The sequence below is a fragment of the Vibrio taketomensis genome (assembly GCF_009938165.1).
GTDB classification, from domain to species: Bacteria; Pseudomonadota; Gammaproteobacteria; order Enterobacterales; family Vibrionaceae; genus Vibrio; species Vibrio taketomensis.
The window spans coordinates 2,563,625-2,579,415 of the sequence record NZ_AP019649.1; the positions used below are offsets into that span (position 1 = coordinate 2,563,625).

Sequence of the window (15,791 nt, forward strand, 5' to 3'; positions counted from 1 at the left end):
GTTATAGGCGCTCAGTAATCCAAGCTTCTACTGACTCTAAGGCGCTCGGTAGTGCTGCTGCATCAGTACCGCCTGCCTGAGCCATATCAGGACGACCACCACCTTTACCGCCAACTTGTAGCGCCACCATGTTAACTAGCTCACCCGCTTTTACTTTGCCGGTCAGATCTTTAGTCACTCCAGCGATTAGGCCAACTTTACCTTCAGCTACATTACCTAGCATGATGATACCGCTACCTAGTTGGTTCTTCAGTTCATCAACCATACCGCGTAGCGCTTTGTTGTCTGCACCATCTAGCTGAGCCACGAGTACTTTCACGCCAGCAATTTCTTTCACTTGGCTAGTTAAGCTCGCACTTGCTTGAGAAGCCAGTTTGTCTTTCAACTGCTGAATTTCTTTCTCAAGTGCTTTTGCTTTCGCTGCTGCATCAGACAATTTTGCTTCGTACTTGTCTTGCTGTGCTTCGATTGCATCTAGTGCCGCTTCACCCGTTACCGCTTCGATACGACGAATGCCTGCTGCGATACCGCTTTCAGAGGTGATCTTGAATAGACCGATGTCACCCGTGTTAGATGCGTGAATACCGCCACATAGTTCAGTAGAGAAATCACCCATTGAAAGTACACGAACTTCATCATCGTATTTCTCACCGAACAGTGCCATTGCACCTTTCTGCTTCGCAGACTCAATATCCATGATATTTGTTTCGATGTTGTGGTTACGACGAATTTGTGCGTTCACTAGACGTTCAACTTCTTTTAGCTCAGCCGCTGTCACACCTTCAAGGTGAGAGAAGTCAAAACGTAGGTTTTCAGCTTTTACTAGCGAGCCTTTCTGCGTTACGTGCTCACCAAGCACTTTACGTAGTGCTGCGTGTAACAGGTGCGTTGCAGAGTGGTTCAATGTAATTGCAGCGCGACGTACAGCATCAACTAGCGCTTGTGCTTTGTCGCCTTTAGCAATAACACCTTCAACTAGCTCACCGTGGTGTGCAATTGCGTTACCCAGTTTTTGTGTGTCTTCTACTTTGAATAGGCCTGATTCAGTTTTGATCACACCAGCGTCACCACACTGACCGCCTGATTCTGCATAGAATGGGGTTTCTTCAAGGATAAGAATCGCCTTATCACCCGCTGACAGTGATTCAACTTCGTTGCCTTCAACAAACATTGCAGCAACTGCACTTGAACCTTCTGTACCTGCGTAACCGCAGAACTCAGTTTGTGCGTCAGTTTTAATTGCAGCGTTGTAGTCAGTGCCGAATTGGCCCGCTTCACGCGCTCGTTGACGCTGCTCTTCCATTGCTTTTTCAAAACCTTCTTCGTCGATCGCAAAGTCACGCTCACGAGCTACGTCGTTAGTTAAGTCAGCAGGGAAGCCGTAAGTGTCGTAAAGTTTAAATACGGTTTCGCCGTCTAGTACTTTACCGTCTAGGTTATCTAACGCTTCGTTTAGAATTGTCATGCCACGTTCAAGAGTACGTCCGAAGTTTTCTTCTTCAATGCGCAGAACTTTCTCAACTACAGCTTGTTGACGTTTTAGTTCTTCGCCAGCAGTACCCATGATCTCTGCCAACACGCCCACCAACTTGTGGAAGAATGCACCTTGAGCGCCCACTTTGTTACCGTGACGTACCGCACGACGAATGATACGACGTAGCACGTAACCACGGCCTTCATTAGAAGGCATTACACCGTCTACGATCAGAAATGAACATGAACGGATGTGGTCGGCAATAACACGTAGAGACTGGTTAGATAGGTCTTCACAACCTGTCACTTCAGCCGCCGCTTTGATTAGTGTTTGGAACACGTCGATTTCGTAGTTTGAGTGCACGCCCTGCATGATTGCAGAAATACGCTCAATACCCATACCCGTATCAACAGATGGCTTTGGAAGAGGTTCCATAGTGCCATCTGCGTGACGGTTGAACTGCATAAATACGTTGTTCCAGATCTCGATGAAACGGTCACCATCTTCTTCAGGAGAACCAGGACGACCACCCCAGATATGCTCACCGTGATCGTAGAAAATTTCAGTACATGGACCACAAGGGCCGGTGTCACCCATTTGCCAGAAGTTGTCTGACTCGTAAGCTTTACCGCCTGGTTTGTCGCCGATACGTACGATGCGATCCGCTGGAATACCAATTTTCTTATTCCAGATATCAAATGCTTCGTCGTCAGTCTGGTAAACCGTTACCAATAGACGCTCTTTAGGTAGTTGTAGGGTTTCAGTTAAGAATTCCCACGCGTAAGCAATAGCGTCTTCTTTGAAGTAGTCGCCAAAGCTGAAGTTACCTAGCATTTCGAAGAATGTGTGGTGACGAGCAGTGAAACCTACGTTTTCTAGGTCATTGTGTTTACCACCAGCACGTACACAGCGTTGGGCCGTAGTTGCTCGTGTGTAGGCGCGTTTTTCTAAACCTAAGAAACAATCCTTGAATTGGTTCATACCTGCGTTAGTGAACAGCAGGGTTGGGTCGTTATGCGGTACTAACGATGAACTTTCTACGATTTGGTGTCCTTTGCTCTCAAAGAACTTGAGGAACGCGTTACGAACCTCATCTGTGCTCATGTACATGCAGCTCTTCCTGAAAATAGTCGAGATAGAATTTTGCTGTATTGTACACATAAGCGCATGCTAGATGCTAGCTTGAGAATTACCCTATTTCGCCCCTTTTAGCGGCTAATTTTTATTCAAACCGATAAAAGCGAATCAATCTTTGTCAAAACAGTTAATTAGTCTATGTTTAGTAAACTCAACCTCATTCTTCTCACTGAATGCATTTGTGATTCTCAGCCATCCAAAACAATGGGGTTAACGTTCGTTAACAGGTTCGTTCAAAGGTCAGAATATAGGTATAAAAAAGCCCCGCATAAGCGAGGCTATTCAATCAAGAGTGCTTGTTAGAACTCTTCTTCTTGTGGCATTTCACCCGTTTCTGGCTCTTCAGGTTGAGCTGGGCTTAGCAGCATTTCACGCAGTTTGGTGTCGATAGTTTTCGCAGCTTCTGGGTTCTCTTTTAAGAACTTACATGCGTTCGCTTTACCTTGGCCAATCTTGTCGCCATTGTAGCTGTACCACGCACCTGCTTTTTCCACCAGTTTGTGTTTAACACCTAGGTCAATCAGCTCACCTTCACGGTTAAAGCCCTGACCGTAAAGAATTTGCGTGTCTGCTTGTTTAAATGGCGCTGCGATCTTGTTCTTCACCACTTTGATGCGAGTTTCGTTACCCACTACTTCGTCGCCTTCTTTGATAGAACCAGTACGACGAATATCAAGACGAACAGAAGCGTAGAACTTCAGTGCGTTACCACCCGTTGTGGTTTCTGGGTTACCAAACATCACACCAATCTTCATACGAATTTGGTTAATGAAGATACACATACAGTTTGACTGTTTTAGGTTACCCGTTAGCTTACGCATCGCTTGTGAAAGCATACGAGCTTGCAGACCCATGTGGCTGTCACCCATTTCGCCTTCAATTTCAGCTTTCGGTGTTAGCGCTGCTACTGAGTCAACCACCAAAACATCAATCGCACCAGAGCGAGCTAGTGCATCACAGATTTCTAACGCTTGCTCACCTGTATCTGGCTGAGAAACCAAAAGTGCATCGATATCTACGCCCAATTTTTTTGCGTAGATAGGGTCAAGTGCGTGCTCTGCATCGATAAAGGCACAAGTTTTACCTTCACGTTGCGCAGCAGCAATCAGCTCAAGTGTTAGCGTTGTCTTACCTGAAGATTCTGGACCGTAGATTTCTACGATACGACCCATTGGTAGACCACCAGCACCTAGTGCGATATCTAGAGAAAGTGAACCTGTTGAAATGGTTTCTACATCCATGGTGCGGTTATCGCCAAGGCGCATAATTGAGCCTTTACCGAATTGCTTTTCAATCTGACCTAGCGCAGCGGCGAGGGCTTTTTGTTTGTTCTCGTCCATCACTTTCTCCAAGTTATCCACCATTACTGATGAATACAAAATTCGATTCGTCGTGTTCAGTGTCATCTGAACCATTTATGCGTGTCATTATACTGTTGATTCATACAGTGTCCATACCTGGATGAATTTTTTTTGTGCTCAATCTCTAGAGTGCTGATATCGAGCTGTTTTTAAAGCACATTAAATTACATTATCAAATTCGACGTAAATAATCACACAAGGTGCCCATAGCGTAGTTGATAGCTTGAGCACGCACCGCTGCCCTATCACCTTGAAAATATTGAGCATCCACTTCTAACCAACCGGCTTGATTGGCAAAACCAAAACAAACCGTGCCAACTGGTTTTAGTTCACTGCCACCGGTTGGCCCAGCAATACCGCTAATCGACACCGCTATGGTTGCGGTTGAATGTTTTAGTGCACCAAGCGCCATTTCTGCGACCGTTTCGGTACTGACTGCACCATAAGAATCTAACGTGTCCGATTTGACGCCGAGCATGTCCATTTTGGCTTGATTGCTGTAGGTCACAAAGGCACGGTCAAACCAAGCTGAGCTGCCTGCAATATCAGTCACTGCCGTTGCAACTCCACCGCCAGTGCAAGATTCCGCCGTCACTAAGACCTGTTTATTGAGTAATAGCAACTCACCCAGTTCAACACTCAATTTTTGATGTGATTCCATATTCAAAATCCTCAACGTGGCTTTTCGCTCGAGTACGATTCACGTATCCTAAGCGGCAATTGTTATAAACGAAAGAAGTTAGCCGTGAAAGCCGAACAAACACACACTCCTATGATGCAACAATATTTAAAGTTGAAGGCAGAAAATCCTGACATTTTATTGTTTTATCGTATGGGAGACTTTTATGAGCTTTTCTATGATGATGCCAAAAAAGCCTCTCAATTGTTGGATATTTCATTAACTAAGCGTGGCTCTTCCGCTGGTGAACCTATTCCTATGGCGGGCGTTCCTTACCATGCGGTCGAAGGTTACCTTGCGAAATTAGTCCAACTGGGTGAATCTGTTGCGATCTGCGAACAAGTAGGCGACCCAGCGACCAGTAAAGGCCCTGTCGAGCGTAAAGTGGTGCGTATTGTAACGCCTGGAACAGTCACCGATGAGGCTCTTCTTTCAGAGCGAGTGGACAACCTGATTGCGGCTATCTATCACCACAACGGTAAATTCGGCTACGCCACACTTGATATTACCTCTGGCCGCTTTCAGTTGACCGAACCAGAAACCGAAGAAGCCATGGCGGCAGAGTTGCAACGCACCTCGCCACGTGAACTGCTATTTCCCGAAGACTTCGAACCTGTGCATTTGATGTCATCACGCAGCGGTAACCGTCGTCGTCCGATATGGGAATTTGAAATTGATACCGCCAAGCAGCAACTCAATCAACAATTTGGTACGCGTGATCTGGTGGGCTTTGGCGTTGAACAAGCCAAGCTAGGTTTATGTGCCGCTGGCTGTTTGATTCAGTACGTCAAAGACACTCAACGTACTGCCCTACCACACATTCGCTCGCTGACGTTTGATCGCCAAGACCACTCGGTCATTTTGGATGCCGCTACGCGCCGTAACCTTGAAATCACGCAAAACCTTAGCGGCGGTCTGGACAATACGCTGGCAGAAGTACTCGATAAAACGGCGACACCAATGGGTAGCCGCATGCTCAAACGCTGGTTACATCAACCGATGCGCTGCATTGATACCCTCAATCAACGCTTGGATGCCATCACAGACATTAAAGATCTGAGCCTATTTTGCGATTTACAGCCGGTATTAAAACAGATTGGCGATATCGAGCGTATCTTAGCTCGTCTAGCACTGCGCTCTGCTCGCCCACGCGATTTGGCTCGTTTGCGCCATGCGATGCAGCAACTGCCTGACTTAGCGAGTGTATTGGCATCACTCAACCATCCATACTTAGCTAAATTAGCTCAATATGCAGCGCCAATGGATGAGGTGTGCGATCTGCTTGAACGAGCGATCAAAGAAAATCCACCGGTAGTCATCCGTGAAGGCGGTGTGATTGCCTCCGGCTATAACGCCGAACTTGATGAATGGCGAGATCTGGCTGATGGTGCGACAGAGTACCTTGAAAAATTAGAACGAGAAGAGCGTGAACGTCACGATATCGACACTCTAAAAGTGGGTTATAACGCAGTTCACGGTTTCTATATTCAGGTGAGCCGTGGTCAAAGCCACCTCGTACCGGCCCATTATGTGCGACGCCAAACGCTGAAAAATGCGGAACGTTACATTATTCCTGAGCTGAAAGAGCACGAAGACAAAGTACTTAACTCCAAATCAAAGGCGCTATCAGTCGAGAAAAAACTATGGGAAGAGCTATTTGATTTACTACTTCCTCATTTAGAGCAAATGCAAAATCTCGCCTCTGCGGTATCGCAATTAGATGTATTGCAAAACCTCGCAGAACGTGCCGATAACCTCGATTACTGCCGCCCAACCCTGAGCCAAAATCCGGGTATTACGATTAAGGCCGGTCGTCACCCGGTGGTTGAGCAAGTAATGAATGAACCATTTATTGCCAACCCAATTGAGCTGAACGCTCAGCGTAAGATGTTGATCATTACCGGCCCGAACATGGGTGGTAAATCAACCTATATGCGTCAAACGGCGTTGATTGCTTTAATGGCGCATATTGGCTCTTACGTACCCGCAGAATCGGCACAAATTGGTTCTATTGATCGCATCTTTACTCGTATTGGTGCCTCGGATGATCTCGCCTCCGGTCGCTCAACCTTTATGGTAGAAATGACCGAAACTGCGAACATTTTGCACAATGCTACCGAGCGCAGCCTAGTTTTGATGGATGAGATTGGTCGTGGTACCAGCACTTATGATGGTCTTTCTCTTGCTTGGGCGAGTGCCGAATGGCTAGCCAAGCAAATTGGTGCATTAACCCTATTTGCAACGCACTACTTTGAGCTGACTGAGCTGCCAAACCAAATTGCCCATCTAGCGAACGTGCACCTCGATGCGGTTGAACATGGTGACAGCATTGCCTTTATGCATGCCGTACAAGAAGGCGCAGCAAGTAAGTCTTATGGTTTGGCCGTTGCTGGACTTGCAGGTGTGCCAAAAGCGGTAATCAAGCAAGCGCGTGCGAAGCTGTCACAACTTGAGCTGCTTAGTCATGCCACCGATGTCACTGCGCCACGCAGTAGTGCTGTCGATATTGCTAATCAGCTCAGCCTGATTCCTGAGCCAAGTGAAGTGGAAGAAGCTCTGGCTAATATCGACCCTGATGACCTTACACCGCGTCAAGCACTAGAAGAGCTCTATCGTTTGAAAAAATTGCTCTAATTCAAAAGCCGCACTTTAAGTGCGGCTTTTCTTAACTTTCGCATTAGCAACAGCGATCCGCCTCGAAATTTTAAGTAACAGCCTGTAAACCCAAAGTTTTATTTTATTAGCGGCTCGGAATAAATACTGAGCAACATTCTTTCATTCCCCATCCCGCCCCATGATCAGCCCGAATTTATTAACAAATCTCGGAGATTGTTATGCATAACTACTCTAAAAAAGTACAGCGTGGTTTTACCCTTATTGAATTGATGATTGTAGTGGCGATTATTGGTATTTTGACTGCCTTTGCCGTACCTGCTTATCAAAATTACACCAAAAAAGCGACTCTAGCGGAGTTTCTAAAGTGGCGTCTTCAGTAAAGTTGGCGGTTGAATTATGCGCACATGAAGAAGCCGGAAATGTAACTGATTTTATGGGTAACTGTGTTACTAAAGCTGGTTCAAGTGTTCCTTCTATTGCGCTAAACAATATTATCGTAACAGCAAAGCGGCATCCGCTGGCGTTGCTGTAGAAGCGGTTGCTGGCACGGGTGGTAAAGGTCCAATTGCGGCTGGTGAAAAGTACATTCTGACTTCTACATATAGTGATCAGGGTTTAACTTGGTTGCCACTTGTAACGACGGCTCAAAAGACCAAACAGAATACTGTCCTGACTAATCGTGAATAATTCACTGATTAATATTTTATTAAACAGTGGTGAGTTAGATGAAAATCTCGCTCACCGCTTTTCTGCATTGACAGACAGCCCAGATATCAGCCCAGATGATATCTTTGCCCCATTAGCAGCGCCGACTTTGCCCAATTAACCAGCCGAGTATTTCAGCTCTAGTTCAGATTAATGATTATGAGTATGAAAAGCTCTGTAATGAACTGGGCTTAAGCTCACTGATACAAAAATTTCAAACCATTCCCGTTGAACGCAATAGCCACGCATTAGTGTTGGCGGTCAGCGACCCCACCGAAGAAGAGGTGATTGAGGAGTTTCGCTTCGCGACTGGCGTACCAATTGAGCTTGTTATTGCCGATCTAGGAGCAATACGAAAAGCGATCAATACCCTTTACGGGCGTAATATTGGTGCCAAAGGCTCTAACAAAAAAGAGATCAACTCTACTGAACTCGAAAGCTTAGTTAATCTTACTGACGATGAGCTAGGCAGTCTTGAAGACTTAAGCCAAGATGAAGCGCCGGTTAGCCGTTATATCCACCAAGTACTCTTAGAGGCAGTACGTAAAGGCGCGTCAGATATTCACTTTGAACCTTATGAACATGACTACCGCATTCGCCTGCGCTGCGATGGTATTTTACTTGAAACACACCAACCACCTGTTCAGCTTGGACGACGTTTGTCTACGCGGGTAAAAATTCTCTCTAATTTGGATATCGCTGAGCGCCGCTTACCCCAAGATGGTCGCACAAAATTAAGACTCAGCGAGCAAATTGCTATCGATATGCGCGTATCTACCCTGCCAACGTTATGGGGAGAAAAAGTGGTACTGCGTCTATTAGACAGCAGTGCTTCACAACTTGATATCGATAAACTCGGTTATAGCGAGCTACAAAAACAGCTCTATCTAAAAGCACTTAAAAAGCCACAAGGCTTGATCCTCATGACCGGCCCAACCGGAAGTGGTAAAACCGTGTCGCTGTATACCGGCTTAAATATTCTTAACACGCCGCAAGTTAATATTGCAACCGCGGAAGATCCGGTTGAAATCAACTTACCCGGCATTAACCAAGTACAAGTCCAACCACAAATTGGTTTTGACTTTGCCGCCGCACTGCGCTCATTTCTACGTCAAGACCCAGATATTGTCATGGTTGGGGAAATTCGCGACTTAGAAACTGCAGAAATTGCGATTAAAGCGTCGCAAACCGGCCACTTGGTGCTCTCTACATTACATACCAACTCAGCGGCAGAGACCTTAGTGCGTCTGCAGAATATGGGCATTCAACCCTATAACATCGCATCGTCGCTCACACTCGTTATCGCGCAGCGACTGGTGCGCCGCTTATGCAAACACTGCAAGCAACCCGTCAAACTCGATATCGCATTAAGCTCTCAGCTAGGCCTTGAACCTGAACAAATTATTTATCGCAACAATAAAGCGGGATGCGATCACTGTAACAGCGGCTACTCGGGACGATTAGGTTTATTTGAAGTCATGGACATTAACCATGCCCTAAAAAAAGCGATTTTGGAGAGTAAGAGCGCGGTTGATATTGAAGCCCTTGCAATTAAACAAGGCATGTCCACCCTACAAATGTCCGGCATCGAGAATTTGGTTCAAGGCTTGACCAGTATTGAAGAGCTACGACGCGTGCTATTTTTCGCTTAGGAGAGGTAAATGAAGCGCCCAATTGAATTAAAAAACTACCGCTGGCGCGGAGTTAACAGTGCAGGTAAACCTGCCTCTGGCTATATTTTGGCACTGACCGAATCCGAAGTACGTGACAAACTCAAACAGCAAAAAGTGCGAGTGAAGAGCCTTGTACCACGCAACGTTTCATTTTTCCGTAAGCATTTTGAAAAGATCAAAGGGAAAGACATCACCTTACTGACGCGTCAGCTTTCAACCATGATCAATACCGGTATTCCGATCATTCAGGCATTTAAGTTAGTGGCGGATAACCATCAAAAAGCAGAAATGAAATCGTTACTGCTCTCGATCTGTAAAAGCATTGAATCAGGTACACCCCTATCTACATCCTTAAAAGTTAGCCCTCATTTTGATGCATTGTATATCGACCTCGTCGCTTCAGGCGAAGCATCCGGTAACCTTGGCGAAGTATTTAAACGTATTGCAACTTATCGAGAAAAGTCCGAGCAACTAAGGGCTAAAGTGGTCAAAGCAATGATCTACCCAAGCATGGTTATGTTGGTTGCCTTGGTGGTAAGCTATTTGATGCTCACCATGGTAATCCCCCAATTTGAAGATATGTTTGTTGGCTTCGGTTCAGAGTTACCTTGGTTTACTCAACAAGTACTTAAAGTCTCCGATTTCACCCAAGACTACAGTCTGTTTCTGTTCAGTCTTATTGCTACCACGGTCATCGTTGTAAAAATACTCAGTAAACGCTCTTATAGATTTAGATTGGCATTGAGTCGACTAAGCCTACGAATTCCCGTTATTGGCACCGTAATATCAAAAGCCGCCATCGCGAAGTTTAGCCGGACGCTCGCGACCAGTTTTGGGGCAGGTATTCCGATTCTATCTTGTTTAAAGACCTCTGCTCGCACTGCAAACCAATTGCACTATCAAACGGCACTGGAAACGGTACACCAAGACACAGCAGCTGGTATGCCTTTGTATTTGGCGATGCGCCACAGTAATGTCTTTCCTGAAATGACACTACAAATGGTGATGATCGGTGAAGAGTCTGGCCGCTTAGATGAGATGCTCAATAAAGTCGCCACCATTTATGAAATTGAGATTGATGATACCGTCGATAATTTAGGTAAAATTCTTGAGCCTATGATCATCGTATTCTTAAGTTTGGTAGTCGGTAGCCTAGTAGTTGCGATCTATTTACCAATCTTTAACTTGATGAGTGTTATAGGCTAAGATAGCCGTTTACAATTTCCCTCTTCTTCATAAAGCAATTGAGTTGTATATGGCTGTTTTTACGCTTTACCCGTGGCTATTTCCATTATTAGCCACGGTTTTCGGTTTGATCGTCGGTAGTTTTCTCAATGTTGTCATCCATCGCTTACCGATCATGATGGAACGTGAATGGCGTAAAGAGTGCCAAGAAAGCTTTCCTGAGGCCAATCTGAGTGTCGAGAGTGGTGTCTATAACCTGAGCGTACCACGCTCTGCTTGCCCAAGTTGCAATCATCAATTGCGAGCTATTGATAATATCCCCGTGATTAGCTGGCTAATGCTAAAAGGCAAATGCCACCAGTGCCACACTAAGATCAGTGTTCGTTACCCACTTGTTGAAACCTTAACGGCCAGTCTTTGCTTGCTAGTCGCGCTGCAATATGGCTTTAGCTACTTTGCGATCGCACTACTATTTTTTACTTTTGTTCTGGTCACAGCCACCTTTATTGATCTTGATACCATGCTGCTGCCAGATCAGTTAACCCTACCTTTAATGTGGGGCGGCATCAGTTTAGCTCTATTGCAAATTAGCCCTGTTAGCCTACAAGACTCAATCATCGGCGCCATTGCTGGTTATTTATGTTTGTGGAGTGTCTATTGGGCATTCAAATTACTCACAGGTAAAGAAGGCATGGGCTATGGTGATTTCAAACTCCTTGCAGCGCTTGGGGCTTGGTTAGGCTGGCAATATTTGCCCATGATTATTTTACTCTCCTCTTTAGTTGGATTAGTTTTTGGTATTATTCAGTTGAGAATGCAAAAGAAAGGCATTGAAATGGCCTTCCCTTTTGGTCCTTATCTTGCAATTGCAGGTTGGGTTGCGGCGCTATGGGGCGAGCAAATTCTCACTCACTACTATCAATTTCTTCTAGGGGCTTAGTATGACTTTAGTCATCGGACTCACTGGTGGTATTGCCAGCGGCAAAACTACCGTTGCGAATCTGTTTCGTGACCAATATACGATCGACATTGTCGATGCCGACATTGTGGCTCGAGAGGTCGTTGAACCGGGTAGCGCAGGGTTGCAAGCCATCTGCGCCCGTTATGGTAAAAATATTCTCTGGGATGATGGCACGCTGAATCGCGCCGCTCTACGAGAAATTATTTTTACCGATATCAAAGAAAAGCAATGGCTAGACTCTCTTTTACATCCAATGATTCGAGAGTCGATGCAAATTCAGTTGCAGCAAGTTCAGTCGGACTACGCTTTGCTAGTCATCCCGTTGATGGTTGAAAATAATCTACAACAATTGGCTGACCATATTTTAGTGGTCGATGTTGACGAAGAAATGCAAATTCAGCGCACGGTTAATCGCGATGGCGTCTCTCGTGAACAAGCAGAATCGATTTTACGTTCACAAGCCAGCCGCGCAGAACGACTAGCAATTGCTGATGACGTGATCACGAACAGTTCACAAAACCAACAACTTTTGCCCCAAGTCGCAAAATTACATAAAAAGTACCTAGAAATGAGCATGGCAAATCAGTGAGAATAGGACGTCTAACTGCCAAGGCTATATCGCGATGACCACACAGTACTTTGAACATCCTTTAAATGAGAAAACTCGCATCTATCTCCGTGTAGAGGCGTTGTTGCATCAATTGGATGTGTCATCACGATTCAGCGACGATTTGCAACACTTGAACTTTTTTCGTGCTCTGTTCGATTTATTGGAAATCTTTGAACAGATCCAGCTAAAAAGTGAATTGGCAAAAGACATCGAAAAACAGCGCCTCACCTACCGTAATTGGCTGAATGTCGAAGGGGTTGACCAAGAGATGCTGCGCAAAATTTTGCAAGAAGTAGACCAAGCCCATAGTGAATTGATGAACGCGGAACGCTTTGGCCAAAGCCTTAAAGAAGATCGTTTTCTTAGCACTATTCGTCAGCGATTTAACTTGCCAGGTGGCGCATGCTGCTTCGATTTACCGGCCCTTCACCATTGGTTGCATTTACCCTGTAAACAAAAGCAGCAAGATGCACGCGGTTGGATGGAGTCATTAAGCTCACTATCCAATGCTCTCAGGTTATGGCTACGTTTAACCCGCGAAACCGGTTACTCTCAAATAATCGTTGCGCATAACGCCTTCTATCAAAGTGATGCCGAAGAAGCGAACATCCTGAGGCTAAACATTCCGATGCACTACAGCGTGTTTCCAATGATTTCTGGTCACAAAAATCGCTTCGCGATTAAATTTATCGAATTCAAAACTGGCCAAGCCTATACAGGCGATATCCAATTTGAATTGGCGGTTTGCTGCTAATTCACCATTGAACCGTTATACTGCATTTAACTTATTAAACTAATTACTGTGTTATGAGCAAGATTACCAAAGTCGCCTGCCCGCAATGTGGCACCGAAGTTATTTGGGGTGAGCAAAGCCCTTTCCGTCCATTCTGTAGCAAAAAGTGCCAAATGATTGATTTTGGCGAATGGGCAGACGAAGAAAACAGCATTGCTGGTGCACCGGATATGTCCGATAGCGATGGCTGGTCGGAAGATCAGTATTATGAATCGAACGCTTCGATAAAATCAGAGCTGAAATGAGAATGTAGAGATAAGATTTGAGAATAATTTTCAAACGATATTTTGAGCTTAGAACGGCAGGATTTTCAGTTCTAGCTAGGCAGTGGAGCGGAGTTTACGTGAGTAAATGAGCACCGATAACGACGCTAGAAAGGAAAATAACCCGTTATAAGCCCAAATAAAAAAGCGGAGACCAAATGGCCTCCGCTAATACTATGAGAACGCTAGTTATAGCATTACTTCTTAGCAAGTTTCTCTTTGATACGAGCTGACTTACCAGAACGCTCACGTAGGTAGTACAGTTTGGCACGACGTACTGCACCGCGGCGTTTAACTTCAATGCTATCAACGATAGGAGAATGTGTTTGGAACGTACGCTCAACACCTTCACCGTTAGAGATCTTACGTACAGTGAATGCTGAGTGTAGACCACGGTTACGGATTGCGATTACAACGCCTTCAAAAGCCTGTAGACGCTCACGTTCACCTTCTTTTACCTTAACTTGAACTACAACAGTGTCACCTGGTGCAAATTTAGGTAGGCCTGATTTCATTTGCTCTTCTTCAAGAGCCTTGATGATGTTACTCATTTTAATAAATTCTAGAATAAACTGATACTAAATAAATTAGGTTACTAAGCTTGATGTTCTTTAATGAACTCAGCCAGTAATTGTTCCTGTTCGTCAGTCAGAGCTAGGTTTTCCAGAAGCTCTGGTCTTCTCAGCCAAGTACGGCCCAGCGATTGTTGTAATCGCCAGCGACGAATGTCCTTATGATTGCCTGACATCAGTACCGCTGGTACTTCTTTGCCATCCAACACTTCAGGGCGCGTATAGTGAGGGCAATCTAACAAGCCATTCGCAAAAGAATCTTCTTCTGCTGACGCAAAGTCTCCAAGCACTCCAGGAATAAACCTTGAGACTGAGTCAATTAACGTCATGGCTGGGATTTCTCCCCCCGTCATCACAAAATCACCAATTGACCATTCTTCGTCAACTTCGGATTGAATGATGCGCTCATCTACCCCTTCATAGCGACCACAAATAAGAAGCAAGTTCTCGTTTGTTGCCAGCTCTTCAACCCCTTGTTGGTCGAGCTTACGACCTTGAGGTGATAGGTAAATGACTTTCGTCTTACCCGGTGATGCCTGTTTGGCCGTATGAATGGCATCGCGCAAAGGCTGCACCATCATCAACATGCCAGGACCACCACCGTAAGGTCTATCATCAACAGTGCGATGTTTGTCATGAGTGAAATCTCGAGGATTCCATGTCTCAATCGACAAAAGACCTTTTTTAACCGCTTGACCTGTTACCCCAAAATCAGTAACAGAACGGAACATTTCAGGAAAAAGGCTAATAACGCCAACCCACATGTTTATCTCGCTCTGTAATTGGGGTGATTAGAATCCAGGATCCCAGTCAACTTCGATCCGTTGAGCTTCGCGATCAACTTTGATGATCACTTGCTCTGTAAGGAACGGAATTAGTCGTTCCTTTTGCCCGAAAGCATCTTTTAGATTTGCTTTAACAACCAAAACATCGTTTGAGCCAGTTTCTAGGATGTCAGAAACAACACCTAGGTCGTAACCTTTAGTGGTTACTACTTGCATACCAAACAATTCACGCCAATAGAATTCTTCTGATGACAATTCTGGTAGTACCGCAGGGTCGATAGCAATTTCAAAGTTCGTTAGAAGTTGCGCTTCTTCGCGCACATCCAAACCCGCTAGCTTACATACATAGCCTTGACCATGACGTTTCCAGCTTTCAACTTTGTACTCAACCCACTCGCCTTTTTGGTTTAAAAACCAAGGGCTGTAATCAAAGATGTTTTCAGCATTGTCTGTGTAGGAAAAAACTTTAAGCCAACCACGAATGCCGTAAGTAGCACCAAACTTGCCTACAACAATCTTGTCATCGCTCATTGTTTCTTTACCTTTCATCGACATAAGCTAATTTCTTCTTCTTGGTAAAGAATTAAGCCGCTTTTTGAGCGTCTTTAACTAGCTTAGCAACGCGGTCAGATAGAGACGCGCCTTGACCAACCCAGTGGTTAACGCGGTCTAGGTCTAGACGTAGACCTTCTTCTTGACCTTGAGCAGTTGGGTTAAAGAAACCAACTTTCTCGATGAAACGGCCAGTTGATACGTTACGGCTGTCCGCAACTACGATTTGATAAAATGGACGCTTTTTAGCGCCGTGACGTGCCAAACGAATGGTTACCATGTCGTCCTCTTTGCTTTCTCAAAAATAAAATTAACCCCAATAACCGTTCAAATCAGTAAACAGTTTGGGGTCCGTGCCAAAATAAAGCTCCGGAATTTTACTCTTATTCCGGAGCAATGCAAGGTCTTTAGCTATTTTTTCACCA

At 45.2% G+C, this 15,791-nt stretch carries 14 protein-coding genes and 2 pseudogenes; 9 read left to right on the plus strand and 7 right to left on the minus strand.

From position 1 onward, the window contains the following. Nucleotide 1 precedes the first annotated feature (1 nt). The 3 genes from alaS to pncC all read right to left on the minus strand — a co-directional run bounded on the left by alaS (nucleotide 2) and on the right by pncC (nucleotide 4,633). Nucleotides 2-2,584 carry an alanine--tRNA ligase gene (gene alaS, locus Vt282_RS11825; RefSeq protein ID WP_162063462.1) on the minus strand — a complete coding sequence of 861 codons (2,583 nt, stop codon included), beginning with the start codon at nucleotides 2,582-2,584 and terminating at the stop codon, nucleotides 2-4. A gap of 326 nt (nucleotides 2,585-2,910) precedes the next feature. After that, nucleotides 2,911-3,951: a recombinase RecA gene (gene recA, locus Vt282_RS11830; RefSeq protein ID WP_162047509.1), complete on the minus strand. Its 1,041-nt coding sequence runs from the start codon at nucleotides 3,949-3,951 to the stop codon at nucleotides 2,911-2,913. Between the two features lie 193 nt (nucleotides 3,952-4,144). Next, the gene (gene pncC / locus Vt282_RS11835) at nucleotides 4,145-4,633 is read right to left on the minus strand and encodes a nicotinamide-nucleotide amidase (protein ID WP_162063463.1); all 489 of its coding nucleotides are present in this window, start codon (nucleotides 4,631-4,633) and stop codon (nucleotides 4,145-4,147) included. An 84-nt stretch (nucleotides 4,634-4,717) separates the two neighbouring features. On the opposite strand from pncC, the gene mutS reads away from it, so the two are divergent. From mutS to yacG, 9 genes and pseudogenes are all read left to right on the plus strand, one after another. Then, on the plus strand, nucleotides 4,718-7,285 hold the full coding sequence (mutS, locus tag Vt282_RS11840) for a DNA mismatch repair protein MutS (RefSeq protein ID WP_162063464.1): 2,568 nt from the start codon (nucleotides 4,718-4,720) through the stop codon (nucleotides 7,283-7,285). Between the two features lie 200 nt (nucleotides 7,286-7,485). Then, nucleotides 7,486-7,944 (plus strand): annotated as a pseudogene (locus Vt282_RS21255) (pilin). 2 nt (nucleotides 7,945-7,946) lie between these two features. Next, nucleotides 7,947-8,093, plus strand: coding sequence for a hypothetical protein (locus Vt282_RS11855; protein ID WP_162063467.1), 147 nt, complete (start codon nucleotides 7,947-7,949; stop codon nucleotides 8,091-8,093). A gap of 28 nt (nucleotides 8,094-8,121) precedes the next feature. Further along, nucleotides 8,122-9,624, plus strand: a pseudogene (pilB, locus tag Vt282_RS11860) (type IV-A pilus assembly ATPase PilB); the annotation flags it as partial. A gap of 9 nt (nucleotides 9,625-9,633) precedes the next feature. Continuing rightward, nucleotides 9,634-10,851: a type II secretion system F family protein gene (locus Vt282_RS11865; RefSeq protein WP_162063468.1), complete on the plus strand. Its 1,218-nt coding sequence runs from the start codon at nucleotides 9,634-9,636 to the stop codon at nucleotides 10,849-10,851. Between the two features lie 49 nt (nucleotides 10,852-10,900). After that, nucleotides 10,901-11,770 carry a prepilin peptidase gene (locus tag Vt282_RS11870; RefSeq protein WP_162063469.1) on the plus strand — a complete coding sequence of 290 codons (870 nt, stop codon included), beginning with the start codon at nucleotides 10,901-10,903 and terminating at the stop codon, nucleotides 11,768-11,770. 1 nt (nucleotide 11,771) lies between these two features. Further along, on the plus strand, nucleotides 11,772-12,380 hold the full coding sequence (gene coaE, locus Vt282_RS11875) for a dephospho-CoA kinase (RefSeq protein ID WP_162063470.1): 609 nt from the start codon (nucleotides 11,772-11,774) through the stop codon (nucleotides 12,378-12,380). Nucleotides 12,381-12,414: 34 nt separating this feature from the next. Continuing rightward, nucleotides 12,415-13,155: a cell division protein ZapD gene (gene zapD, locus Vt282_RS11880; RefSeq protein ID WP_162063471.1), complete on the plus strand. Its 741-nt coding sequence runs from the start codon at nucleotides 12,415-12,417 to the stop codon at nucleotides 13,153-13,155. Between the two features lie 53 nt (nucleotides 13,156-13,208). Beyond that, nucleotides 13,209-13,439 (plus strand): DNA gyrase inhibitor YacG, encoded by a 231-nt coding sequence (gene yacG / locus Vt282_RS11885; protein ID WP_162063472.1) that lies wholly within the window; start codon nucleotides 13,209-13,211, stop codon nucleotides 13,437-13,439. Between the two features lie 215 nt (nucleotides 13,440-13,654). On the opposite strand, the gene rplS is transcribed toward yacG, so the two are convergent. Genes rplS through rpsP form a run of 4 tightly spaced genes read right to left on the minus strand, consistent with a single transcriptional unit; the run spans nucleotide 13,655 to nucleotide 15,646 of the window. Then, nucleotides 13,655-14,008 carry a 50S ribosomal protein L19 gene (rplS, locus tag Vt282_RS11890; RefSeq protein ID WP_038173824.1) on the minus strand — a complete coding sequence of 118 codons (354 nt, stop codon included), beginning with the start codon at nucleotides 14,006-14,008 and terminating at the stop codon, nucleotides 13,655-13,657. A gap of 44 nt (nucleotides 14,009-14,052) precedes the next feature. Next, nucleotides 14,053-14,793 carry a tRNA (guanosine(37)-N1)-methyltransferase TrmD gene (gene trmD, locus Vt282_RS11895; protein ID WP_162045544.1) on the minus strand — a complete coding sequence of 247 codons (741 nt, stop codon included), beginning with the start codon at nucleotides 14,791-14,793 and terminating at the stop codon, nucleotides 14,053-14,055. 27 nt (nucleotides 14,794-14,820) lie between these two features. Continuing rightward, nucleotides 14,821-15,369: a ribosome maturation factor RimM gene (gene rimM / locus Vt282_RS11900; RefSeq protein ID WP_075715362.1), complete on the minus strand. Its 549-nt coding sequence runs from the start codon at nucleotides 15,367-15,369 to the stop codon at nucleotides 14,821-14,823. A gap of 28 nt (nucleotides 15,370-15,397) precedes the next feature. Further along, nucleotides 15,398-15,646, minus strand: a complete 249-nt coding sequence (gene rpsP, locus Vt282_RS11905; protein ID WP_162045543.1) for a 30S ribosomal protein S16 — start codon at nucleotides 15,644-15,646, stop codon at nucleotides 15,398-15,400. Nucleotides 15,647-15,791: the final 145 nt, after the last annotated feature.